The following is a 23,753-nucleotide window of genomic DNA, read 5'->3' as shown; positions in this document are numbered from 1 at the left end:
TGCCAATAGGCGGCGCGCTTGCGTTCGCCGACCGGCGGCGCGACAAGGATTCGGCCGCAAGGGAAGACAATGGCACGCGAACTGAGTGGGGCAGACATATTGGTCGAGGCTCTGGTCGATCTGGGCGTCGAAGTGATCTTCGGCTACCCGGGCGGCGCGGTGCTTCCGATCTATGATGCGCTGTTCAAGCAGAAGCGGATTCGCCACATCCTCGTCCGCCACGAACAGGCGGCGACGCATGCGGCGGAGGGCTATGCCCGTTCCACCGGCAAGCCCGGCGTGGTGCTCGTCACCTCCGGCCCGGGCGCGACCAACGCGGTCACCGGCATCACCGATGCGCTGATGGATTCGATCCCGATGGTCGTCATCACCGGGCAGGTCGCGACGCACCTGATCGGCACCGATGCCTTCCAGGAAGCCGACACGATCGGCATCACGCGCCACGTCACCAAGCATAATTATCTGGTCAAGGATCCGGGCAGGCTGGGCAGCGTGATCCACGAGGCGTTCCACATCGCGACGTCGGGCCGCCCCGGCCCCGTCGTCATCGACATCCCGAAGGACGTGCAGGTCGCCACCGCGCCTTATGCGAAGCCCGGCGCGATCCAGCACAAGACCTATCGCCCGCAGGTCAAGGCCGACCAGGCGCTGATCGAGCAGGCCGTCGACATGCTGGCCGCGGCCGAGCGCCCGATCCTCTACACCGGCGGCGGCATCATCAACGCCGGCCCCGCCGCCAGCCAGCTGCTGCGCGAACTGGCGCGGATCAGCGGCGCGCCCGTCACCTCGACGCTGATGGGGCTGGGCGCGCTGCATGCCTCATCGCCGCAATGGCTGGGGATGCTGGGGATGCACGGCACCTACGAAGCCAATATGGCGATGCACGACTGCGATCTGATGCTGTGCCTCGGCGCGCGCTTCGACGATCGCGTGACGGGCCGGCTCGATGCCTTCAGCCCCAACAGCCGCAAGATCCACGTCGATATCGATCGCTCGTCGATCAACAAGAATGTCCGCGTCGATCTGGCGCTGGTCGCCGATGTCGGCCACGCGCTGGAAGACATGGTCCGCGTCTGGAAGGCGCGCCAGCATCCCAAGCCTGATCTCGCGGGCTGGTGGAGCACGATCGACGGCTGGCGTGCGAAGAAGAGCCTGTCCTTCGCCCCGTCGAAGCAGGAGATCATGCCCCAGCATGCGATCCGCGCGCTGTGGGAAGCGACGAAGGATAAGCAGCCGATCATCACCACCGAGGTCGGCCAGCACCAGATGTGGGCTGCGCAGCATTTCCACTTCGAGGGGCCGAACAAATGGCTCACCTCGGGCGGGCTCGGCACGATGGGCTATGGCCTGCCCGCCGCGATCGGCGCGCAGCTCGGCAACCCCAGGGCGCTGGTCATCGACATCGCGGGCGAAGCCTCGATCCAGATGAACATCCAGGAACTGGGCACCGCCACGCAATATCGCCTGCCGGTCAAGCTCTTCATCCTTAACAACGAATATATGGGGATGGTCCGCCAGTGGCAGGAACTGACCTACAGCAGCCGCTATTCGGAGAGCTATAGCGACGCGCTCCCCGATTTCGTGAAGCTGGCGGAGGCCTATGGCTGGACGGGCATCCGCATCGAGGGCCCCGATCAGCTTGACGACGGCATCGCCGCGATGCTCGCCGCCGATGGCCCCGTGCTCGTCGACTGCCGCGTCGCCAAGCTCGCCAACTGCTTCCCGATGATCCCCTCCGGCGCCGCGCATACCGACATGATCCTCGATCAGGCCGAGGTATCGGGCGAAATGGACGATGAGGCGAAAGCGCTGGTTTGATGACCCGCCGGGCTCTGCATCTCCACGTCGCCGAGCCCTATCATTTCGAGGCGGCGAACGGCACCAGCGAACTCATCGGCTGGACCGAGACGCCGGAACATGAAAGCGAATGGATCGTGCATTTCAACAGGAACTGGCATCTGGGCGACGAGAGCTTCAATCGCGTCCTCGTCTCGCCCCGCTATGTCGGCGAAGTCCTCGACAGCCTCGAGCGCCGCATCCTCGGCCTCGCGGTCAACATCCGCCGCTGGCGCGAGGATGCGTGGCATTTCGACATGATCGGCACTCTCTCCCCGCACCGGGAGAAGGCGTGATGCATATCCGCCAGGAAGCCGCCGAGCGCCACACCCTCTCCGTCACCGTCGACAATGAGGCGGGCATCCTCGCGCGCATCGCGGGCATGTTCACCGCGCGCGGCTATAATATCGAGAGCCTGACGGTGGCCGACATCACCGAGGATCAGAAGATCAGCCGCATCACGATCGTGACGAGCGGCTCGGCGCATGTCCTCGAACAGATCATCGCCCAGCTCGACCGGCTGGTGCCCGTGCACAAGGTGCTCGATCTCACCGCGCACGGCCCCCACGTCGAACGCGAACTGGCGCTGGTGAAGGTCGCGGGCGTGGGCGATCACCGGATCGAGGCGCTGCGCCTCGCCGATGTCTATCGCGCGCGCGTGGTCGACGCGACGACGAGCAGCTTCGTCTTTGAAGTGACCGGCGCGACCGAGAAGATCGACAAGTTCGTCGAGCTGATGCGCGAGGTCGGCCTCGTCGAGGTCGCGCGCACCGGCATCGTCGCCATCACGCGGGGGCGCGAGGCGGCCTGATTTCCCATCCGGCGCGTCCCCGAAAGGGCGTGGCCTTCAATCGAAACGTTCGTCCCGAGCGCAGGCGAGGGACGCTTTGCAAGGAGCTTGAACATGCGTGTCTATTATGATCGCGATGCCGATCTGGGCCTGATCAAGGGCAAGAAGATCGCCATCCTCGGCTATGGCAGCCAGGGCCACGCCCATGCGCAGAATCTGCGCGACAGCGGCGTCGGCGAAGTCGCGATCGCGCTTCGTCCCGGCTCGGCCTCGGCCGCCAAGGCCGAAGGCGCGGGCTTCAGGGTGCTGCCCAACAAGGAAGCGGCGGCATGGGCCGACATCCTGATGATCCTCGCCCCCGACGAACATCAGGCCGCGATCTACGAAGCCGACATCAAGGGCAATATGAAGCCGGGCGCCGCGCTCGCCTTCGCCCACGGCCTCAACGTCCATTTCGGGCTGATCGAGCCGCCTGCCGACATCGACGTCATCATGATCGCGCCCAAGGGGCCCGGCCATACGGTGCGCAGCGAATATGTGCGCGGCGGCGGCGTCCCCTGCCTCATCGCCATCCACCAGGATGCGTCGGGCAACGCGCACGACGTCGCGCTCGCTTATGCCTCGGGCGTCGGCGGCGGCCGCTCGGGCATCATCGAGACCAACTTCCGCGAGGAATGCGAGACCGACCTGTTCGGCGAGCAGGCCGTGCTGTGCGGCGGCACCACCGCGCTGGTGCAGGCCGGGTTCGAAACGCTGGTCGAGGCGGGCTACGCCCCCGAAATGGCCTATTTCGAGTGCCTCCACGAACTCAAGCTGATCGTCGACCTGATGTATGAGGGCGGCATCGCCAACATGCGCTATTCGATCTCGAACACCGCCGAATATGGTGACATCAAGACCGGCCCGCGCATCATCACCGAAGAGACGAAGAAGGAAATGAAGCGCGTCCTCGCCGACATCCAGTCGGGCCGCTTCGTGAAGGACTTCGTGCTCGACAACCGCGCCGGCCAGCCCGAACTGAAGGCCAGCCGCATCGCCGCCAGGCGCCACCAGATCGAAACGGTGGGCAGCGAACTGCGCGCGATGATGCCGTGGATCGGCGCCAACAAGCTCGTCGACCAGACGAAGAACTGACCCTTGCCGGCAGGACTCCCCTCCCCTGAACGGAGGGGAGTCCTGTTGTCGCCGCAGGTCTCTGGCTCGCGTGGGCAAATTTGGGCAATCAGGAATGGCCCCACTTGCGGACATTGCCGAGGCTTTTGAGTAACGCGGATTGCGGACCGTCCGTCTATTGGACTTTGGCAGCGTTTCCGATGAACCCGAAAAATAGACCGTGCGCTTTCAGGTCGGCAGCCGAGGTGGCATTGATCACACACTCGAATTGAGTCTCGTTGGCAGCAGTGCCTTCGATGCCGTCGGCGGTAAGATGGCCCAATCCGTCCTTAGTAAAGGTAATGGCGTGATCGTCCGACGCCACCAAAAGCGATCCGGGTTTCACTCCGCAGAACGCTTCAACCGCCTGCGCATACTTGGCTGCGGGCTCGCCTTCGACAGGCTCAGGCAGCTTGTCGAGAAGACCGCGCGTGCGGAGCCATTCCCTGGCGCTCGCTACGCCAGCCTGATCGCCGATGCGGCTGTAAATGACGTCATATGGCCGCTGGACGGACGGGTCGCGGAAGTAGATGTAGTAGCTGGTCGCCACCGAGGCCCGAGCCAGACAGGTCAGCGTAGATTGCGAGATAGGTGATCCCGTCCTAGAAATCCAAACGACGTCTTCCTGCAAGGTTCCGTCGAATTGGACTGAGACGCGAGTATCAGGCAGTCCGCAGGCGACGACCTTGCCTTTGGCGTTGTGCGGTGTGGGAAGGGCCGTAGGGATTGAAGGGGGTGGAGCATCCATTTGCTCAGCCGGGGCCGCCGCCAACGCCAGTGCGCTGTATAGAGCTATCATGCTTGCCACCATTCCCTCTCTACCAACCTTCGTGTTGAACGGCTGCAATCCTTACTCAAAAGCAATTCTCAAAGTCCGTTCTTTATCTTGGGCCGCATGGACAAATTCGACAGTGATTGAAACGACTGAAATGGGGCGGACAGCGGACGTTCGGGTCACCGCCGCCATCGTCAGAAAAGCTCGGCGGCGACCTTTTGTGCAGAGTGGCAAACCTCATCGTCGGGGTGAGCGCGACAGATTTGATCCATGCGCCGCACGGCAAACATTGAAGTCGTGATCACGGAAAAAGTTGATGTTCTCGGCGAGACTTAAACCCGAGAAGAAGCCGCCAAGCCAATCAAGATAAGCCCGCCGGACTGGGTCATCATCAGCCAAATGGTCGCTCCATTCCCTGCCGTAATCGCCACCAAGCCCTGTCACACGCCACTGGTCGCTCGCCTTCATCGGCGGGGTTGTCTTCTTGAAGTGCCAGATCACCGTTAGCACCTCGTGGCTTGTCTAGCTCGCATCGTGCTTGGTGTCTGGAATGTCCACAAGTGGACGGAATCGGACGTTCGAATTTGTCCACGCCGCCTAGCCACCTGAAGCAGCCATTCCGCTTTCCACCCCGATCACGCCGCTTAGCGGTGTCGAATTTGGCCACGCGACCTAACCCCCTGACCGGAAACACAGTGTTGCCGATTAGGCCATTGTGCGCGTGCATCCGCGCGCGGCAAGGGACCGGGCGGAATGGCGGGCGATGAAGCGCCGCCGACCGCCCCCAACCCTCGGAGAACGCATGACCTTTTCCAACCATCGCACGCGCGCGGCCGTGGTCGCCGCGCTTGGCCCCGTCGCCCTTGCCCTCGCCGCCCCGCTCTTCGCCCAGCCGATCCCGACCATTGCCGACCAGCCCGGCCAGGCGACGACGCCCGTTGCCGCCGGCACCTATCAGGTCGATCCGATGCACACCCAGGTCGCCTGGGAAGTGAACCATATGGGCTTCACGATGCTGGAGGGCATGTTCCCGGTTAGCGCCGGCACGCTCACCATCGATCCCGCCAACCTCAAGGCCGCCAAGGTCTCGGTGACGATGCAGATCGATCAGATCGCCGTCACCGCAGCGCCCTTCGCCAATCATCTGAAGTCGGCCGAACTGTTCGACGCCGCCAGCAATCCCACCGCGACCTTCGTGTCGACCGCAGTCACGCCGACCGGCAAGGGCAAGGCGACGGTCACCGGCACGCTGACGATCAAGGGCATCGCCAGGCCCGTCACGCTGCAGGCGATCTTCATGGGCGCGGGCGAGAACCCCGTCGCGAAGCAGGCCAATATCGGCTTCAGCGCGACCGGCACGATCAAGCGCAGCGATTTCGGCCTCGGCCTCTATGCGCCGCTGGTTTCCGACACCGTCGCGCTGCACATCAACGCCGCGTTCGCCAGGTAACGCGACCTTGCCGGGGGCGGCGCGCCACATGTGCGCCGCCCCTCCCCCTCCGCTCAGGCCGGGTGCAAGGCCTTGAAATGCTGCACCGTCTCCACCGATACGCCGGCGAGCAGCACGCGCATCCGCGCGTCGAAATCATCGTCCACGCCGCGCCGCTCGCGGTAGATCATCGTCCAGTCCCCGAACTCGCGGCGCGCGATCTCGCGGTCGACGAGGATCGTCATGTCGCGATGGCGGGCGTCGCATTCCAGCCGCGCCATCAGATGCGCGACGCTTTCGGGCGGCCCTTCGATGACCTGCAGGAAAAAGGGGTTTTCCGCATAAAGCAGCCCGGTGATGCCATCGACGCCGTTGCGTTCCACGGCTTCGCGCAGAATGTCGGGCACATGGTCGATGGCGCGGCCCTCGGGCGCGGTGCTGGTGCTGCGGTAGATGATCTGGCGCATTTGCTCTCGTGCGAACTTTTGCATCCACCTGCCACGCGGCGCGCGACATGTCCTTGCTCTGGATCAATGTCGAAACGCACTGGACTTTCAATGCCGGCCGCGGTTAGGAGTTGGGCAGACATGGCGACGATCAACGGCCTTCTTCTTATTCGACTTACGCGCCCTTAGGCGCGGACTTCGTTGCGCGCCCGTAACGGTGCGCACTTCGCCTAAGGGCATTTCCCCCTGACAACCCAGCCGGCAACCTCGCCGCGCATCCTGGTCGAAAGCCGAATCATGCTCGCCGATCCGTCCCTCAAATACCGCCCCTTCCCGCAGGTCGACCTGCCTGACCGCCAATGGCCCTCGCGCACGATCACGCGCGCGCCGCGCTGGCTCTCCACCGATATGCGCGACGGCAATCAGGCGCTCATCGATCCGATGGACGGCGAGAAGAAGCGCCGCTTCTTCGACCTGCTGGTGAAGCTGGGCGTCAAGGAGATCGAGGTCGGTTTCCCCTCCGCCGGCGCGACCGAATTCGATTTCATCAGCGGCCTCGTCCGCTCGGAAAGGGTGCCCGATGACGTGACGGTGCAGGTCCTCACCCAGTCGCGCCGCGAACTGATCGAGAAGAGCTTCGAGAGCCTCGAGGGCGCCCACCGCGCGATCGTCCACCTCTACAACGCGGTCTCGCCCGCATGGCGGCGCATCGTCTTCCAGATGGAGCGTCCCGAAGTCCGTCAGATCGCGATCGACGGCGCGAAGATCCTGCGCGACGAGGCGGCCAGGCGGCCGGGCACCGACTGGCATTTCGAATATAGCCCCGAAACCTTCTCGACCGCCGAGCTCGATTTCTCGATCGAGGTCTGCGCTGCGGTGATGGACGTGCTGCGCCCCACGCCCGAAAAGCCGCTGATCCTCAACCTGCCGGCCACGGTCGAAGCGGCGACGCCCAACATCTATGCCGATCAGATCGAATATTTCGCGCGCCACATCCCCAATCGCGACAGCGTGGTGATCAGCCTCCACACGCATAACGACCGCGGCACCGGCGTCGCCGCGACCGAGCTCGGCCTGCTTGCCGGCGCCGATCGCGTCGAGGGCTGCCTGTTCGGCAATGGCGAGCGCACGGGCAATGTCGATCTCGTCACCGTCGCGCTCAACATGTACACGCAGGGCGTCAATCCCGGGCTCGATTTCTCGGACATCGACGAGGTCATCCAGACCGTCGAATATTGCAACGCGCTGCCCGTCCACCCGCGCCACCCCTATGCGGGCGATCTGGTGTTCACTGCCTTTTCCGGCAGCCACCAGGATGCGATCAAGAAGGGTTTCGCGGCGCAGGAAGCGCGCAACGACCAGATCTGGGAAGTCCCCTATCTGCCGATCGACCCCGCCGATCTCGGCCGCAGCTACGAAGCGGTGATCCGCGTCAATTCGCAGTCGGGCAAGGGCGGCGTCGCCTGGGTGCTCGAGCAGGACAAGGGGCTGAAGCTGCCCAAGCGGATGCAGGCCGATTTCAGCCGCCACGTCCAGGCGCTGGCCGACGAGACGAGCCGCGAGCTGACCGCCGAGGATATTTCCGCGCTGTTCGAGCGCGTCTATCTGGAAGGCGAGGCCACGCGCTTCACCCTCGTCGACTATCAGGAAACGCACGCGCCGGGCGTGGGCGGCAGCCGCCTGTTCGTCGGCAAGATCATCAGCGACGGCGCCGAACGCTCGGTCAGCGGGCACGGCAACGGCCTGATCTCGTCGGTGCTCGACGCGCTCAGCGACGCCTATGGCATCGATCTCGACGTCTCGGACTATAGCGAGCATGCGATCGGTCACGGCGCGGGCGCGCAGGCCGCCGCCTATGTCGAATGCCGCACCCGCGAAGGGCGCGTCATCTTTGGCGCCGGCGTCGACAGCGATGTGGCGACGGCATCGGTGCGCGCGGTGCTCAGCGCTGCAAACAGGCTTGTTTCTGTTTGATTGCCGGAGTGCGGCAATCCGGCAACTATCGTGCCGTCAGATGACAATCGCGCCCGTTCAGATGTAATTTTCGCAGTTGCACAATGATCGATGTGATGATTTTCTTACAGCTATCAGCAGGGGAGAATCGCTGTGATCGAAGTGTTTCTGTTGGCCATGCTCTCGCCCGAGCCGGCAGCCGTCGCATCCGTAGCCACGTCGAAGCCGACGGAAGTCGCGGACGTCGAGGCTGATGACGAGAAGGAAATCTGCCGCCGCAAGTTCGATGCGACCGGCCAGAACGGTACGATGGTCAAGGCCCGCAAGGTCTGCAAGACGGCATCCGAATGGGCCGCCGAAAGCGCCAAGCGCCGCTAGCGCGCCGGCTGTCGCCACGTCGCCCGGCCTGCTAGGATCGGGGGATCAAGTGCTGGCCGGGTGACGTGGAATGACCGACGACGACTATATTGCCGGTCTGCCCAAGGCCGAACTACATCTGCATATCGAGGGCAGCCTTGAGCCCGAGATGATGTTCGCGCTCGCGCGGCGCAATCGTGTCGCTATCCCCTTCGCTTCGGTCGAAGAGGTGCGCGCCGCCTACAGCTTCACGCGGCTCCAGGATTTCCTCGACATCTATTATGCCGGCGCCGACGTGCTGCGCACCGAGGAGGATTTCCGCGACCTCGCCGCCGCCTATTTCGATCGCGCCGCCGCCGACAATGTGCGCCATGCCGAAATCTTCTTCGATCCGCAGACGCATACCGCGCGCGGCATCCCCTTCGCCACCGTCGCCAGTGGGCTGCTCGCCGCGATGCGCGAGGCCGGCGACCGACATGGCGTCTCGTCGCAACTGATCCTCTGCTTCCTCCGCCATCTCGACGAGGATGCGGCCTTCGCGACGCTGGCCGAGGCCGAGCCCTGGCTCGATCGCATCGCCGGGGTCGGTCTCGATTCGAGCGAGCTTGGCCACCCGCCGTCCAAATTCGCGCGCGTCTTCGCCCGCGCCGGCGAAATGGGGCTGAAGCGCGTCGCCCATGCCGGCGAGGAAGGCCCGCCCGCCTATGTCCATGAGGCGCTCGATCTGCTTGCCATCGACCGGCTCGACCATGGCAACCGGTCGCTCGAGGATGCGGCGCTCGTCGCGCGGCTCGCGGCAGAGGGCATGACGCTCACCGTCTGCCCCCTCTCCAACCTCAAGCTGTGCGTGGTCGACGATATGGCGCGCCACCCGATCGCGCGCATGCTCGACCTCGGCCTCGCCGCCACGGTCAATTCGGACGATCCCGCCTATTTCGGCGGCTATGTGAACGACAATTTCCGCGCGATCGCCGCCGCAGGGCTGGTCGGCCGCGCGCAGATGGCGGCGCTCGCGCGCAACAGCTTCACGGGATCCTTCCTGCCCGCCGCAGACATCGCACGCCACATCGCTGCGATCGACGCCTATGAGGCCGCCGCCGCATGAGCACCCCGCCCCTTGCCTATATCGGGCATGATCGCTTCGTCGCCGATGTCCGCGCGCTCGCCACGCTGCTCAAGGCCGATGACTGGCGGCCCGATTTCCTCGTCGGCATCGGGCGCGGCGGCCTGACCCCTGCCGTCTATCTCAGCCACGCGACGGGCATCCCCCTGCTCTCGGTCGATCATTCCAGCCACGTCCCGACCTTCGGCGACGAGCTGCTCGCCAGGCTCGCGGCGAGCACCGCCGCCGGCACGCGCATCCTGATCGTCGACGACATCAACGATTCTGGCCGCACGCTCGCCTATCTGCGCAAGGCGATCGCCGCCGCCGGGGGCGACGCGCCCAACCTCCGCTTCGCCGTGCTGATCGACAATATCCGATCGATCGAGACGGTCGACTATCGCGCGCGCACCATCGACCGCGACGAGGAGAAGAGCTGGTTCGTCTTCCCGTGGGAAGCGATGGCGGATCGCGAGGAAGCGCTGGTCGAAGCCGCGATCGTCCACAATCAGGTCGCCTGAGCCGCCCACCCATAAAAAAGTTTCGCGGCGGGCGCCGGCCCATGTCACACTCGCCGCTGCCGTCTCGTCTTGTCGGTAAGCGCGCATGGTGCGCGCCGGGAGACTGACCATGACACCGCGTATCCGCAATCCGCACACGCTCGCCCCCGAACAGATCAAGGCGATGATGGCGTTCGAAAAGAGCTTCGAGGGCAGCGCGATCGAGCCCAGCCTTGCCGAGCTGGTTCGCCTGCGCGCCTCGCAGATGAACGGCTGCGCCTATTGCATCCACATGCATTCGACCGAGCTGCGCAAGGGCGGCGAAACCGAGCTTCGCCTCTACATGCTCCCCGCATGGCGCGAATCCTCGCTCTACAGCGATCGCGAGCGTGCCGCGCTCGGCTGGACCGAGACGCTCACCCGCCTCGCCGACACCCACGCACCCGACGCCGATTATGCGCCGCTGAAGGAGCAGTTCAGCGAAGCCGAGCAGGTCCAGCTCACGCTGCTGATCGGCGCGATCAACGTCTGGAACCGGCTGATGGTTGGCTTCCGCGCCCCGCATCCGGTGAGCGAGCCGCGTGCTGCCGCCTGAGGGCCGCCTTGAGGATTTCGAGGCGCAGCGGCCCCGCCTGCTGCGCCTCGCCTATCGCATGACCGCGTCGGTCGCCGAGGCCGAGGATGTCGTGCAGGATGCCTGGCTGCGCTGGGCGCGGACCGGGGAATCGGTCGACGCGCCTGCCGCCTATCTGACGCGCATCGTCACGCGCCTCTGCCTCGATCGCATGAAATCCGCGCGAGCACGGCGCGAGACCTATGTCGGCGCCTGGCTACCCGAGCCGTTGATGGGCACGACCGAGGATCTGGAGGAAGACATGGCCGACGATGTCACCATGTCGCTGATGCTCGCGCTCGAACGTCTCTCGCCGCTCGAGCGCGCCGCCTTCCTGCTCCACGACGTGTTCGACATGCCGCTGGGCGAGGTCGCGACCAGCCTCGATCGCGATCCGGCGGCGGTGCGCCAGCTCGCCGCGCGGGCGCGCAAGCATGTCCATGATGCGCGCCCGCGCTACCGGATCGAGCGCAGCGAGGCCGATCGCATCGCCGGCGCTTTCTTCGCGGCCGCGCGCGACGGCGATCTCGCGACGCTCAGGGCAATGCTCGCCGACGACGTCCAACTCCATTCGGACGGTGGCGGCCGCGTCATCGCCTTTCTCAACATCATCCGGGGTCTGGATCGCGCGCTCCGCCTGTTTGCCGGGCTGGCGCGCAAGCATCGCCGCTTCGGCGAACTGGTGCGCGTCGTCTCGATCGACGGCATGCCGGGCTTCATCAGCCGCGACGCGATGGGCGTGCTCCAGACCACCGCGCTCGACCTTCGCGAGGGCAAGGTCGCTGCCATCTACATGACGCGCAACCCGGAAAAGCTGCGCCACATCGTCGCCGCGCTCGAACCGCCAGGCACACCAGCACATTGAGGCTGCGGCTGGTGCCTGATAGAAGGACAACAAAGGTCGCGTCAGTACTCCTATCCCTCCAGCCGGAGAGAGTGATGCGCATCCCCGCCCATAAATTGCTGTCCGCCGGGGCCGCCTTCTTCCTCGCCAGCTTCGCACCGGGGCTGTCGATTTCGCCCGAAGCGCTCGCAATGCTCGATCCGACGCGACAGGCGGCCTTGCTGTGCGGAGGCGACGGCGGCAACAACGCGCTCCGGCAGGCCCTGATCCTCGCCTCGACGGCGGCGATGGCGGCCAGTGCAGAACCAGCCGTAATTCCCCTCTATCCCGATCTCTCCAGGCCCCGCTTTCCGGTCAGTACGAAGAGCGAGGAGGCTGCCCGCTACTTCAATCAGGGGCTGCTGCTCACCTACGGCTTCAACCATGCCGGCGCGGTGCGTTCGTTCCGCGAGGCGCAGCGCCTCGATCCCGGCTGCGCGCTGTGCTGGTGGGGCGAGGCGATGGCGCTCGGCCCCAATATCAACGCGCCGATGGACGATCGCGATCGCGATGCCGCGCTGAAGGCGATGGACCGCGCACAGGCGCTGAGCGCCAACGCCCCGCCACTCGAACAGGCGCTGATCGCAGCGATCGGCCGTCGCTATTCGCGCGATCCGGCGGCCGATCGCGCGGCGCTCGACGCCGCCTATGCCGATGCGATGCTCGACGTCGCGCGCCGCTTCCCGGCGGACGACGACGTCTCCGTGCTCACTGCCGAAGCCGCAATGGACACCACCCCCTGGAATTACTGGGAAGCCGACAAGCGCACCCCCGTCGGCCGCAGCGGAGAAGCCGTGCGCCTCGTCGAGACCGTGCTCGCGCGCAATCCCGCTCATCCGCAGGCAGCGCATCTCTACGTCCACCTCATGGAGAACAGCGCGGACCCGCACCGTGCCGAGGCCGCCGCCGATCGCCTCTCCCGCCCCGTCGCGCCCAGCGCCGGGCACCTCGTCCACATGCCGGCGCACATCTACTATGTCGTCGGCCGCTATCCGGATTCGATGCGCGTCAACATCGCCGCCGCGCGCGCCGACGAAGCCTATATCCGCAGCGCCGGCGATAGCGGCCTCGTCCGCTACGGCTATTATCCGCACAACGTCCATTTCATCGTCACCTCGGCGCAGATGGCCGGCGACATGCGCACCGCCATCGCCGAGGCGCGTCGGCTGCGCACCATTCTCGATCCCGCCACCTCGGCGAAGTTCGCCTGGATACAGGCGATCGATGCCGCGCCCTATCTGGCGATGGCGCAGTTCGCTTCCCCCGCCGCGATCCTCGCCATGCCTGCACCCGATGCCCGCCTGCCCTATGCGGTCGCGATGCGCCATTATGCACGCGCCGTCGCCCGCGCCGAACAGCGCGACCGCCCCGGCTTCGATCGGGAAATCGCGGCGATCGCATCGCTCCGCCAATCGAGCGCCTTCGCCGACATGATCGCGCAGGGCGTGCCCGCGCCCGATCTGCTGACGCTCGCCGAAACCGTCGCGCGCGGCCGCTTCGCCTTCGCATCGGGGCGCTACGACGATGCAGCGGCGCTTTACCGCGACGCGATCGCGATCGAGCGCCGCGTCCCGTATCAGGAGCCGCCTTACTGGTATTATCCGGTCAACCAGTCGCTCGGCGCGGCGCTCTACAAGGCCGGCCGCTATGACGAGGCGAGCCAGGCCTTCCGCGCCGCGCTCGTCCAGCAACCGCACAGCGGATGGGCGCTTTACGGCCTCGCACAGAGCGAGCAGGCGCAGGGCCGCCGCCTCGAGGCCGCCGCCGCGCGTCAGGCGCTTGGCAAGGCCTGGGTCGGCAATGCGGGCTGGCTGCGGATGGAGCGGCTATAAGCAACCTCGACCGCACCGGGGTCAGGCTGCGAGAGTGATGCGGCGCTGCTCGCGCGGATCGATAGATCGCCTCGATGATCCGCATGTCGCGCAGCCCTTCCTCGCCGCCCACGATCGGCTCGCGGTCGTGCATGATGCACTCCGAAAGATGGTCGAGCTGGCCCGACCATTGCGTCTTGCCCGGCCCCGGCGGCGGCGTGATCTCGGTGCTGCGTCCGTCGCCAACCCACATGCGGTTGCCGCTGTAGAAAGTCCCCGGCTCCAGCTCGATTCGCCCCTTGTCGCCCATCAGCAGGATATGGTTCTGATCGGCGCTGTAGCCGGACATGCAGGACGCGATCACGCCCGACGGGAATTCGAGCTCGAATTCGATCCGGTCCTCGACTTCGTGGAAGCGCGGATCGCTGCGATCGGTCGATTCCTTGGCATAGACCGCCAACGGCTCTTCCGCCGTCATGTAGCGCGCGGCCTGCAGCGCGTAGATACCGTAATCCATCAGCGATCCGCCGCCGGCATAGGCGTTCTTCAGCCGCCAGAGCGCGGGATCGGTCTGGACGAAGGCATGTTCGGACCGGAAATAGCGCAGCCTGCCAATCTCTCCGGCGCGCGCGCGGCGGCGCGCTTCCAGATTGTAGGCCTCGAAATGGCAGCGGTAGCCGATCATCAGCTTGCGGTTCGCGGCTCGGCATGCCGCGATCATCGCCTCGCATTCACCGACGTTCATTGCCATCGGCTTTTCGCACATCACATGCTTGCCCGCTTTCGCGGCGCGGATCACATATTCGGCATGCATCGAATTGGGCAGGCAGACATAGACGATGTCGATGTCCGGATTGTCGCGGATGCTGTCGAAATTCTCGTAATTATAGATGCTGCGTTCGGGCACGCCATATTGGGCCGCGACGCGCTTCGCCTTGGCCGGATCGCCGCTGACCAGCCCGACCAGCCGGCTGTGCGCGCAATTGGCGAATTGCGGGATGATGATGCCGAGGCCATAGCCGCCAAGCCCGACGATCGCATAACCCAGCTTGCGCGGCGCGGTCTCAGCGGCCGCCCTGCCATCCCCGGCACCCAGCGCCATCAGCGTCCCCGCGCCCGCCACCACTTCGCGTCTGCTCCACTCGCTCATGCCGCTCTCCCGAATATCGATGCTGTCCTACAGTGAGCGGCGAATGCTACGCTGTTCCTCTGCGACCGCGCCACGGCTCTTTGACATCGCCGACCACGCTTGAAGTTGAGAAACGGGTTCCAGCCTCTCAACTTTGTCAACTTCCACGAAGAGAAATGGCAGTTTTCCGACATTCCCTACAGAAGGCAGCGTCACGCTGCCTGCCCTAGTCGCGGAAGACCGGAACGCGCTTCTGCATGTTCGCCATCACCGCCTCAACCTGATTGGGCGTGCGCATGAGCTTCAGCTGCTCGACGCTCTCCGCGACGAGGATCGCCGCGGCGTCATCGTCGGCGGCCGCATTGAACAGCCGCTTCGCGCCGCGCACAGCATCGGGACTCTTTCCTGCGATCTCGCGGGCCAGCGCCATCGCCTCGGCCATCGGATCGACCGACACGCGCGTGACGAGGCCGAGCGCGGCGGCTTCATCGCCGCTCACCTGCCGCCCGGTATAGGTCAACTCGCGCGCCACATCGTCGCGGGTCAGCGTGCGGAGCAGCGCGATCCCGCCCATATCGGGGACGAGGCCCCATTTGATCTCCATGATCGACAGCCGCGTATCGGGCGCGGCGATGCGGATGTCCGATCCCAGCATGATCTGGAAACCGCCGCCAAAGGCCACGCCATGCACTGCCGCGATCACCGGCACCGGCAATTCGCGCCAGCCCATCGAGACATGTTGGAACAGGTTGGAGATGCCGTGCGTGCGATCGGTGATGTCGCCCGCATCCGCGCCGATATTGGCGAAGCTCGCCATGTCGAGCCCGGCACAAAAGGCCCGCCCCTCGCCCGACAGCACTACCGCGCGCAGCCCCGGCGTGTCGCGCAGCTGCGCCAGCGCCGTCTCGATCCCCGCGAACATCGCCGGGTCGAGCGCGTTCATCTTGTCGGGGCGGTTGAACCTGACATCGGCGACGCCGGCGTCGATGCTGATGGTCACGCGGTCGGTCACGGAGTCTCCTTCTTTCTGTTCGGAAATGCGCTGATGGCGCATTTCGCGGCGCGGGCCGGCGCCGCTTCATACGATACGGCTGTCCGCCTTGCCCCAGTAGCGGTCACGCAGCAGTCGTTTGTAGAGCTTGCCGGTGGGGTGGCGCGGCAATTCGGCCATGAAGTCGATCCGCTTCGGCGTCTTCACGCCAGACAGGCTCTGACGGCAATAGGCCGTCAGCTCTGCAGCCAGCGCCTCGCCGGCCTCGGCCATGTCGGCGGGCTGGACCACCGCCACCACCTGCTCGCCCATATCCTCGTGCGGCGCGCCGATCACCGCGACATCGGCGACGCGCGGATGCGTGATGATCAGATTCTCGATTTCCTGCGGATAGATGTTCACCCCGCCGGAGATGATCATGAAACTCTTGCGGTCGGTGAGATAGAGGAAGCCGTCGCCATCCATCCGGCCGACATCGCCCAGCGTCGACCAGCCCATGGCGTTGCGGCTGTCGGCGGTCTTGGTAGGGTCGTTATGATATTCGAACTGCGTCGGGCTTTCGAAGAAGATTAGCCCTTCCTCGCCGCGCGGCAATTCCTCGCCGTCCTCGCCGCAGACATGCGCGATGCCGTGCACCGCACGCCCGACCGATCCGGGATGCGCCAGCCAGTCCTCGGGGCCGATCACGGTCATGCCATTGCCTTCGGACCCGGCATAATATTCGTGGATCACCGGACCCCACCAGTCGATCATCGCCTGCTTGACGGGGACTGGGCATGGCGCGGCCGCATGGATCGCGACTTTCAGCGACGACAGGTCGTGCCGCGAGCGCACGTCGCCCGGCAGCTTGAGCATCCGGATGAAATGCGTCGGCACCCACTGGCTGTGCGTGATGCCGTAGCGCTCGATCGCCTCCAGCGCCGCCTCGGGATCGAAATGCTGCATCATCACAACCGTACCGCCCAGCCGGTGCACTGACATGCTCCAGCGCAGCGGCGCGGCATGATAGAGCGGCGCGGGGCTCAGATAGCACGTGTCGGGGCCGAAGCCATAAAGCGCCGAGGCAAGCATCGCGAGCACATTGGGCGCATCGATCTCGGGCGGGTCGGGCAGCGCGACGCGCACGCCCTTGGGCTTGCCCGTGGTGCCCGACGAATAGAGCATGTCCACCCCGGCGCTCTCGTCGGCGATCGGCGTGTCGGGCATCTCCGCCGCCGCCTCTTCCCAGCTGGCAAAGCCGGGTTCGACGCCGCCGACCATGTAGCGCTTCGCCTCGCTCTGCAGCGCGCGCGCCACCCCCGCCAATGCGGGCGACGTGACGAGCAGCTTCGCGCCACTGTCCGCAAGGATATAATCGACTTCAGGCGCGGTGAGCTTCGCCGGCACGCAGACGAAGAACAGCCCGGCGCGCTGCGCGCCCCAGGCGATCTCATAATAGCGCGGATGGTTTTCGAGGAAGATCGCGATCACGTCCCCCCGCGCCAGCCCCTCGCGGCGGAACAGGTGGGCGGCGCGGTTCGATCGCGCATCGAGTTCGGCGTAGCTGACCGTCTCGCCGGTCTCCGCGACGATCAGCGCCGCCTTGTCCGGCCCGGCCGCCGCATGACGACTTGGGTGCATCCTCTCTTCGCCTTTCCGGCTGTTATGGCGGGAAGGTAGAACGAGAATCGCTCAGCCGACAAGCCGGTAGCCGACGCCTTTCACCGTTTCGATCGCCGAGGTCGCAAAGCCCCGGTCAAGACGGGCGCGCAGCCGCGAGACGTGCACCGCGACGACATTGGTGCCCGGATCGAAGCGTAGCCCCCACACCGCTGCAAGCAGATCGCACCGCGACACGCACTCGCCGTCGCGCCGCGCGAGATGAAGCAGCAGCCGATATTCGCGCGCGAGCAATGGCACCGCTAGCCCCTCGCGCCGCACGCTGCGATCGACCATATCGATCTCGATTCCGCCGCACCGGATTGGTGCTGGGCGCGCGACGCAAACAATCCAGGCCGCCAGTTCCTCGGGCGAACAGGCACCGGCAGCGCAGGCGGAGGCCATCCGCATTGCCGCAAATTCGATCGATTCGACCGCCCCGTCCACGAATGCGAGACTGCCCGGTAAAGCACCCTCCGCCCGGGCATCTCATCCATATCCGATGCAATTACCCCTCAATCCGGATCGAAGCGGTCGAGCAGCCGACGACTATGACCCGAGACGAAGGCATCGGCCTGCCGCACGCCATCGAGCAGAATGGATCGCTTCGCATCATCGGTGTCCGCCGCCGAGGCCATGGCGCGCAGTGCGGCCACGCGCATCCGCCCACTTGGATGGCTATGCGCGAAATGGTTTGCGACATCGGCTGCATCCGGTCCTCCGAAATGCGCAGCCAGCGTCAGCAGCGCTTCTGATGGGCTGTGCGAGAGGATGCCGTCGATCCGTCCGCGATCGACGTCGAAGCGATATTGATCGAGCCAGATCGTGCGCGGCGACGCCGCCATGATGTTGAGCGAGACGGACAGGCTGTCGGCCGGCAATTGGCGGTGCACGTCGCGATGCGCGCGATAAAGCATCAGCTTGCCTTCGGCGAGGCGCGATCGTTCGACGAAGCGCAGCGCGACAGACTCGCCGGGCACGCCCGCCGTCGCCTCATAGTCATGCTCATAATAGTCGGACCAATAGCCCGGCCCCTTGTAGCCGACCGTCAGGAAGGAGAAATTATGATCGTGCGCCACGCCGTAGAAGAAGGGCGCGGCGCCGCTCGCGCGCACCACGGCGTCGGTCGCGGCAGGCCAGAAATTGGCGCGGATGAAATATTTGCTGCCGGGCGCGTGGATCATCATCACCTGCGCGCTGTAGGCGTTGCGCTCCGATTGGAACCGGAAGCGGTTCTTCAACTCGGCGATGGCGAGATCGGCGAGGAAGTCGCGATTGGCACCGAGCCGCGCGAGCCATGGCCCGGCGGCCGCAAAACTCTCCTCGTCGTCCGGATCGAAGGCCGGGGATTCGAGTTGCTCGATCAGTTCCGCGAGCGCAATCGGGGAGACGCTCCCCGCATCGATCAGGCGCGGCACGGCGCGCCCTCCCCGGCCGATGCCAGCCGCGCTTCGACCATTGCCAGCGTGCGTTGCGCCACCTCTCCGGCGCCGTGGCGCACCGACCGCCGCAGGGTGTGCAAGGCCGCGCGCGGATCAAGCGCGATCCATTCGCGCATGGCCTGCCAGGCAAGATAGATATCGTCGCTTTGTGCGAATTGGGCGAACAACGCCCCTGCATCGCGCCGCTCCATCAATCGCAGCAGGCTCAGCATCATCTGCGCGCGTGACTGGCCGACATCCGCCGCCGCAGCTTTGATTGGGTGTCCCGTTTCGCGATCATGATCGCGGATGAGCGGCAAGCGCCCCGCCTTCCTCACCGCGCGCAGCGTCACCATGTCGCGTTCGGCACGCTCGATCGTCCATGCTTCGTACGCACCATCGAAATCGACGATCAGCCCATCTTCGACCGGACGGGTCGGCCCCGCGACGCACAACCCGTCCTTGCGCTGCCAATGGCGCAATATCGCCCCGCCACCGCGCACGAAGCGAATGATCGTGCGCGCACCGCCAAAGGTGATGACGCGCCCCGGCGCTGCGCGCGGATCGTGGAAACGAACGGTGGCGAACAGGCTCGCCTCCGGCGCGTCGAGCAACAGCAGGCCATGCTGATCCTCGCCGATCAACGCACGCATGGGCGGATCGAGGAAAGGCTCCGCGCCGAGCCGCGACATGGCCCAGTCCAGCGCGTCGCGAACGCACTTGTCGTCCCGAACCAGGGCATCGACACTAGCCTCGCCATCCGGGTCGGGCAGGCGATCCGCCCACCCCCGCGCAAAGGCTGCGCGCGCCGCAAGAGCCCGCTCGATCCCAGTCTCGTCGCCCAGCCAGCCGGCAAGTTCTTCCCCGATCCGCATGCCGCCGCCTTCAGGGAACCGGATGACCGCCGACCGCAATGGCGATGATGATGGCGATGTCCGCCACCATGTCCCCACCCGGCTCTCCCCCCGCGCCGTGAATTGCCACGGGCGACTCCAGATCTTCGATTTCATCGATGTCGATCATGACGTCCTGCATGCCCACCTCCCTCGCCGCCGGAACTGGCGGCCATCCGAAGCTAGGCGGGGTGCTGCACCGTCCCGTAGTTACATCGGTGTAACGCCACGATTGCGCCGGGCGGCATGCTGCGGCTAGACGGCGCATGATGAGCGAGCAGATCTGGCCGGAGTTCGATCCCCGGCGCTTCGTGGAAGGCGTGTCCAATCGCCATCATGGCGGGCTGATCGGCCTCGGCTATGTCGCGCATGGCGACGACTGGGCCGAGCTGTCGATCGGCTATGACGAGCGCCTGGTCGGCGATCCCGAAAGCGGCGTCCTCGCCTCCGGCCCGATCCTCGCGATGATGGACATGGCGACAAGCATGGCGATCTGGGTCAAGTGCCGGCGTTTCCGCACGCAGGCGACGCTCGATCTGCGCGTCGATTATCTCCGCCCCGCAACGCCGGGCCGCAGCGTCATCGGGCGCGGCGAATGCTATCGGCTGACCCGGTCGGTCGCCTTCGTCCGTGGGCAGGCGCATGACGGCGATCCCGCCGATCCGGTCGCGCATGTCGCCGGCACCTTCATGTTCACGGACGGAATCAAATGAAACCGCTGCCCCCTTATGCGCTCAGCCTGAGCCTCAGCGTCGACGGCGAGATGGACGGTGCGCCTGTGCTCGTCATGCCTTTCAGCGCGGACGTGACCGGGCGGCCCGGCTTCGTGCACGGCGGCGCGCTCGGCGGATTGCTCGAGATGGCAGCGATCGCGGCCCTGCGCGCACGCTTCGGCGATGGCGAGCAGCCACGCGTCAAGCCGGTCAACGTCACCGTCCAGTTCATGCGCGGCGGCCGCGAGCAGCCGACGCAGGCTGTCGGCATCGTCACCCGCCTCGGCAATCGCGTGGCGAATCTCGAGGCCTTCGCCTGGCAGGAGGATCGTAGCCGGCCGATCGCCTCGGCCTGGATGAACGTCCTCCTCGCCCGGGATTGAGCAACGCTTACCCGTCGATGCTGACGCCCAGTTTCGCGTTTACCAGCCCGCCATCGACGGTGATCGTGTCGCCGACCACATAATCGCCCGCCCGGCTGGCGAGATAGACTGCCGTTGCCGCCATGTCCTCGGGCGTACCGATCCGCTTCGCGGGAATGGATTTCGCGACTTCGCTCCCGTGATCGCGCGCGGCCTTGTTCATGTCCGAAGCGAAGGCGCCGGGCGCGATCGAGGTGACGACGATGCCGTCCTCGATCAACCGCGCCGCCATGCGCTTGGTGAGGTAGATCAGGCCCGACTTGGAGGCATGATAGCTATACGTCTCCCACGGATTCAGGCGCTGGCCGTCGATCGAGGTGATGTTGATCACTTTGGCGAGCTGGCCACTCGCCGCGCCGGCCTTCAGCTTTTCATGCAGCGCCTGGGTGAGGAAGAAGGGCGATTTGAGGTTGAGGTCCATCACCTTGTCCCAGCCCTTTTCGGGAAACTGGTCGAACGGTTCGCCCCAGGCCGCACCGGCATTGTTGACGAGGATGTCGAGCTTCGACTCATGCTCGCCATATTGTTCGGCCAGCGCGCGGCAGCCTGCGACGGTCGACACGTCCTGCGGCAGCGCGATGCAGTTCGGCCCCAGTTCCTCGGCCGTCTCGAAGCAGGCCTCGGCCTTGCGCGACGAGATATAGACCTTGGCGCCCTGCGCGATGAAGCCTTCGGCGATCCACTTGCCGATGTTGCGCGATCCCCCGGTGACGAGCGCGACGCGCCCTTCGAGGCTGAAAAGCTTGGCGATATCCATCTTGTCTCTCCCTTGTTTCAGCCGCCGCGACGGATCGTCTCGCGCGCGATGACGATCTGCTGGATCTGGCTGGTGCCTTCGTAGATTCGGAACAACCGCACGTCGCGGTAGAGCCGTTCGATGCCGTGATCGGCGATATAACCCGCGCCACCGAAGATCTGCACGGCACGGTCGGCGACGCGCCCGACCATCTCGGACGCGAAATATTTGGCGGCTGCGGCCTCGAGCGTGACGTTGTCGCCCGCGTCCTTCTTGGCGGCGGTTTCGAGCACCAGCGCCTTTGCCGCCATCGCCTCGGTCTTCGAATCGGCGATCATCGCCTGGATAAGCTGATGCTCGGCGATCGGCTTTCCGAACTGCCTGCGCTCGCTGGCATAAGCGACGCTGTCGGCAATGAGCCGCTCGGCGACGCCCACGCACACGCCCGAGATATGCAGCCGCCCGCGATCGAGTACGCGCATCGCGATCCTGAAGCCTTCGCCTTCCTCGCCCAGCCGGTTGGCGACGGGGACGGCGACATCGTCGAAGATCACGTCGGCGACCTTGGCGCCTTTCTGTCCCATCTTCTTCTCGGGCTCGCCGACGCTCAGCCCCGGCAGATCGCGCGGGACGAGGAAGGCGCTGACCCCCGACGCGCCTTCGCCGCCGGTCCGCGCCATCACGGTGAACAGATCGGCCTTGTCGGCATTGGTGATGAAGCGCTTGGTGCCGGTCAGGCGATAGACGTCGCCATCGCGCACCGCGCGCGTCCGCACCGAAACGCTGTCAGATCCGACTTCGGGTTCGGTCAGCGCGAAACTCGTCACCACCTCGCCGCTGGCGATGCGCGGCAGCCATTCGGCCTTCTGCGCGTCATTGCCCGCCATCACCAGCCCCTGGCTGCCGATCCCGACATTGGTGCCGAAGGACGATCGGAAGGCCGGTGTCGTCCGCCCCAGCTCGATCGCGACGCGCACTTCCTCGCTCATCGTCAGGCCGAGCCCGCCATAGTCTTCGGCGATCGACAGGCCGAACAACCCCATGTCGCGCATCTCGGCCAGCACCGCCTCGGGAATCGCGTCTTCGGCCTCGACCTCGGCCTCCAGCGGGCGCAGCCGCTCGGCCACATAGCGCCTGACCGACTCGATCAGCGCCGCGAACGTCTCCTCGTCCATCGCCATCGCAAGCATCCTTTCCGGGGCGCTTCATCGTCCCGCCTTGACGTGTTCGTCAACTAACGCGCTTTCCGTAGCGTCCGCCGCGAGGCGGTTGACGCCCACCGCCCGACCCATATTCTGACCGGAAAAATGAGAGGATAGCTATGCGTTTCAACGGCAAGGTGGCGGTCGTCACCGGCGGCGCTTCCGGTATCGGCAAGGCGACTGCGCTCCGGTTCGCTGCGGAAGGCGCGGCGGTGGTCGTGGGCGACCTGGACGAGGCCGGCGGTGCGGCGCTCGCGGAATCGTCGGGCGGCAAGATCAGCTTCCGGCGCACCGACGTCACCAGCGAAACGGACATCGTCGCGCTGCTGAAGGCCGCCGCCGATCTGGGCGGGCTCGATATCCTTTTCAACAATGCCGGCGCCGGCGGGCAGCGCGCGCGCATCGACGAGATCGACCTCGCCGGCTGGGACGCGACGATGGCGCTGCTGCTCCGCTCGGTCGCGCTCGGCATCCGCCACGCCACGCCGCTGATGGCGGCACGTGGCGGCGGCGCGATCGTCAACACCGCCTCGATCGCGGCGCTTGCCGCAGGCGCCGCGCCGACCCCCTATTCAGTCGCCAAGGCGGGCGTGCTGCACCTCACCAAAATGGCTGCCGCCGATCTCGCCCGCTACAAGATCCGCGTGAACGCCGTCTGTCCGGGCTTCATCACGACCAACATCTTCACTTCCGCGCTCGGTCTCGACGGTGCACAACGCACACAGGCCAACGCGATGATCGAAGGCATGGCCGGGCAGGCGCAGCCGATCGCACGCCCCGGCCGGCCCGAGGATATCGCCGCCGCCGTCACTTTCCTCGCCAGCGAGGACGCGGGTTTCATGACCGGTACGCACCTGCTCGTCGACGGCGGCATGGGCGTTGGGCCGCGCCACAGCTGGGACCCGCAGCAACCGGGTCTTTTCGATGCGCTGACCGCGATGTCCGGCCAGTGAGCCCGGCG

Annotated in this window: 26 protein-coding genes and 1 pseudogene; 15 read left to right on the top strand and 12 right to left on the bottom strand. The window is 65.9% G+C overall.

The features are described from left to right. The first annotated feature begins 69 nt into the window (after window positions 1–69). The 4 genes from AC3WT0_RS17630 to ilvC all read left to right on the top strand — a co-directional run bounded on the left by AC3WT0_RS17630 (window position 70) and on the right by ilvC (window position 3,760). Window positions 70–1,818 carry an acetolactate synthase 3 large subunit gene (locus AC3WT0_RS17630; RefSeq protein ID WP_492754748.1) on the top strand — a complete coding sequence of 583 codons (1,749 nt, stop codon included), beginning with the start codon at window positions 70–72 and terminating at the stop codon, window positions 1,816–1,818. After that, entirely contained in the window at window positions 1,818–2,132 is a 315-nt protein-coding gene (locus AC3WT0_RS17625; RefSeq protein ID WP_492754747.1) for a hypothetical protein, read from the top strand. Before AC3WT0_RS17630 ends, AC3WT0_RS17625 begins: the two co-directional genes overlap by 1 nt. Further along, window positions 2,132–2,647, top strand: coding sequence for an acetolactate synthase small subunit (ilvN, locus tag AC3WT0_RS17620; RefSeq protein ID WP_492754764.1), 516 nt, complete (start codon window positions 2,132–2,134; stop codon window positions 2,645–2,647). Before AC3WT0_RS17625 ends, ilvN begins: the two co-directional genes overlap by 1 nt. A gap of 93 nt (window positions 2,648–2,740) precedes the next feature. Next, a complete protein-coding gene (gene ilvC / locus AC3WT0_RS17615) occupies window positions 2,741–3,760 on the top strand; it encodes a ketol-acid reductoisomerase (RefSeq protein WP_492754746.1) in 1,020 nt (339 codons plus the stop codon). A 154-nt stretch (window positions 3,761–3,914) separates the two neighbouring features. On the opposite strand, the gene AC3WT0_RS17610 is transcribed toward ilvC, so the two are convergent. Continuing rightward, entirely contained in the window at window positions 3,915–4,328 is a 414-nt protein-coding gene (locus tag AC3WT0_RS17610; RefSeq protein WP_492754745.1) for a hypothetical protein, read from the bottom strand. 462 nt (window positions 4,329–4,790) lie between these two features. Next, entirely contained in the window at window positions 4,791–5,054 is a 264-nt protein-coding gene (locus tag AC3WT0_RS17605; RefSeq protein WP_492754744.1) for a hypothetical protein, read from the bottom strand. Between the two features lie 301 nt (window positions 5,055–5,355). On the opposite strand from AC3WT0_RS17605, the gene AC3WT0_RS17600 reads away from it, so the two are divergent. Continuing rightward, window positions 5,356–6,003 (top strand): YceI family protein, encoded by a 648-nt coding sequence (locus AC3WT0_RS17600; protein WP_492754743.1) that lies wholly within the window; start codon window positions 5,356–5,358, stop codon window positions 6,001–6,003. 53 nt (window positions 6,004–6,056) lie between these two features. Here AC3WT0_RS17600 and AC3WT0_RS17595 read toward each other — a convergent pair whose 3' ends face one another. Next, entirely contained in the window at window positions 6,057–6,449 is a 393-nt protein-coding gene (locus AC3WT0_RS17595) for a BLUF domain-containing protein (RefSeq protein WP_492754742.1), read from the bottom strand. 276 nt (window positions 6,450–6,725) lie between these two features. Between AC3WT0_RS17595 and leuA the strand changes: the two genes are divergently transcribed. The 7 genes from leuA to AC3WT0_RS17560 all read left to right on the top strand — a co-directional run bounded on the left by leuA (window position 6,726) and on the right by AC3WT0_RS17560 (window position 13,668). After that, complete coding sequence (gene leuA, locus AC3WT0_RS17590) at window positions 6,726–8,402, top strand: 2-isopropylmalate synthase (RefSeq protein WP_492754741.1); 1,677 nt, start codon at window positions 6,726–6,728, stop codon at window positions 8,400–8,402. 132 nt (window positions 8,403–8,534) lie between these two features. Next, on the top strand, window positions 8,535–8,759 hold the full coding sequence (locus AC3WT0_RS17585) for a hypothetical protein (RefSeq protein WP_492754740.1): 225 nt from the start codon (window positions 8,535–8,537) through the stop codon (window positions 8,757–8,759). A 70-nt stretch (window positions 8,760–8,829) separates the two neighbouring features. After that, window positions 8,830–9,843: an adenosine deaminase gene (locus tag AC3WT0_RS17580; RefSeq protein ID WP_492754739.1), complete on the top strand. Its 1,014-nt coding sequence runs from the start codon at window positions 8,830–8,832 to the stop codon at window positions 9,841–9,843. Further along, on the top strand, window positions 9,840–10,361 hold the full coding sequence (locus AC3WT0_RS17575; RefSeq protein ID WP_492754738.1) for a phosphoribosyltransferase: 522 nt from the start codon (window positions 9,840–9,842) through the stop codon (window positions 10,359–10,361). Before AC3WT0_RS17580 ends, AC3WT0_RS17575 begins: the two co-directional genes overlap by 4 nt. Before the next feature lie 109 nt (window positions 10,362–10,470). Next, the gene (locus tag AC3WT0_RS17570) at window positions 10,471–10,935 is read left to right on the top strand and encodes a carboxymuconolactone decarboxylase family protein (RefSeq protein ID WP_492754737.1); all 465 of its coding nucleotides are present in this window, start codon (window positions 10,471–10,473) and stop codon (window positions 10,933–10,935) included. Then, entirely contained in the window at window positions 10,922–11,818 is an 897-nt protein-coding gene (locus tag AC3WT0_RS17565; protein WP_492754736.1) for a sigma-70 family RNA polymerase sigma factor, read from the top strand. Before AC3WT0_RS17570 ends, AC3WT0_RS17565 begins: the two co-directional genes overlap by 14 nt. 74 nt (window positions 11,819–11,892) lie before the next feature. Beyond that, entirely contained in the window at window positions 11,893–13,668 is a 1,776-nt protein-coding gene (locus AC3WT0_RS17560; RefSeq protein ID WP_492754735.1) for a tetratricopeptide repeat protein, read from the top strand. A 109-nt stretch (window positions 13,669–13,777) separates the two neighbouring features. On the opposite strand, the pseudogene AC3WT0_RS17555 reads toward AC3WT0_RS17560, so the two are convergent. From AC3WT0_RS17555 to AC3WT0_RS17525, 7 genes and pseudogenes are all read right to left on the bottom strand, one after another. Then, window positions 13,778–14,749: pseudogene (locus AC3WT0_RS17555) on the bottom strand (Gfo/Idh/MocA family protein); the annotation flags it as partial. Between the two features lie 253 nt (window positions 14,750–15,002). Beyond that, window positions 15,003–15,788: a crotonase/enoyl-CoA hydratase family protein gene (locus AC3WT0_RS17550; protein ID WP_492754734.1), complete on the bottom strand. Its 786-nt coding sequence runs from the start codon at window positions 15,786–15,788 to the stop codon at window positions 15,003–15,005. A gap of 66 nt (window positions 15,789–15,854) precedes the next feature. After that, on the bottom strand, window positions 15,855–17,387 hold the full coding sequence (locus AC3WT0_RS17545; RefSeq protein ID WP_492754733.1) for an acyl-CoA synthetase: 1,533 nt from the start codon (window positions 17,385–17,387) through the stop codon (window positions 15,855–15,857). A gap of 51 nt (window positions 17,388–17,438) precedes the next feature. After that, window positions 17,439–17,702 carry a winged helix-turn-helix domain-containing protein gene (locus tag AC3WT0_RS17540; RefSeq protein ID WP_492754732.1) on the bottom strand — a complete coding sequence of 88 codons (264 nt, stop codon included), beginning with the start codon at window positions 17,700–17,702 and terminating at the stop codon, window positions 17,439–17,441. Between the two features lie 218 nt (window positions 17,703–17,920). Continuing rightward, window positions 17,921–18,823: a transposase gene (locus tag AC3WT0_RS17535; protein ID WP_492754731.1), complete on the bottom strand. Its 903-nt coding sequence runs from the start codon at window positions 18,821–18,823 to the stop codon at window positions 17,921–17,923. After that, entirely contained in the window at window positions 18,811–19,701 is an 891-nt protein-coding gene (locus AC3WT0_RS17530; RefSeq protein ID WP_492754730.1) for a hypothetical protein, read from the bottom strand. The genes AC3WT0_RS17535 and AC3WT0_RS17530 overlap by 13 nt, the downstream gene beginning before the upstream one ends. Before the next feature lie 10 nt (window positions 19,702–19,711). Beyond that, entirely contained in the window at window positions 19,712–19,861 is a 150-nt protein-coding gene (locus tag AC3WT0_RS17525; RefSeq protein WP_492754729.1) for a hypothetical protein, read from the bottom strand. Window positions 19,862–19,988: 127 nt separating this feature from the next. On the opposite strand from AC3WT0_RS17525, the gene AC3WT0_RS17520 reads away from it, so the two are divergent. Continuing rightward, window positions 19,989–20,432 (top strand): PaaI family thioesterase, encoded by a 444-nt coding sequence (locus AC3WT0_RS17520; protein ID WP_492754728.1) that lies wholly within the window; start codon window positions 19,989–19,991, stop codon window positions 20,430–20,432. Then, complete coding sequence (locus AC3WT0_RS17515) at window positions 20,429–20,815, top strand: PaaI family thioesterase (protein WP_492754727.1); 387 nt, start codon at window positions 20,429–20,431, stop codon at window positions 20,813–20,815. Before AC3WT0_RS17520 ends, AC3WT0_RS17515 begins: the two co-directional genes overlap by 4 nt. A gap of 7 nt (window positions 20,816–20,822) precedes the next feature. Here the strand turns inward: AC3WT0_RS17515 and AC3WT0_RS17510 are convergent, their stop codons facing one another. Beyond that, window positions 20,823–21,611 carry an SDR family oxidoreductase gene (locus tag AC3WT0_RS17510; protein WP_492754726.1) on the bottom strand — a complete coding sequence of 263 codons (789 nt, stop codon included), beginning with the start codon at window positions 21,609–21,611 and terminating at the stop codon, window positions 20,823–20,825. A gap of 17 nt (window positions 21,612–21,628) precedes the next feature. Continuing rightward, on the bottom strand, window positions 21,629–22,771 hold the full coding sequence (locus AC3WT0_RS17505; RefSeq protein WP_492754725.1) for an acyl-CoA dehydrogenase family protein: 1,143 nt from the start codon (window positions 22,769–22,771) through the stop codon (window positions 21,629–21,631). A gap of 140 nt (window positions 22,772–22,911) precedes the next feature. Here AC3WT0_RS17505 and AC3WT0_RS17500 point away from each other — a divergent pair, with 140 nt between their 5' ends. Continuing rightward, a complete protein-coding gene (locus AC3WT0_RS17500; RefSeq protein ID WP_492754724.1) occupies window positions 22,912–23,745 on the top strand; it encodes an SDR family NAD(P)-dependent oxidoreductase in 834 nt (277 codons plus the stop codon). Window positions 23,746–23,753 lie beyond the last annotated feature (8 nt).

It is taken from the genome of Sphingomonas sp. EU05-FHT14C10, assembly GCF_058790595.1.
This window is presented reverse-complemented; position numbering and strand designations above follow the sequence as displayed.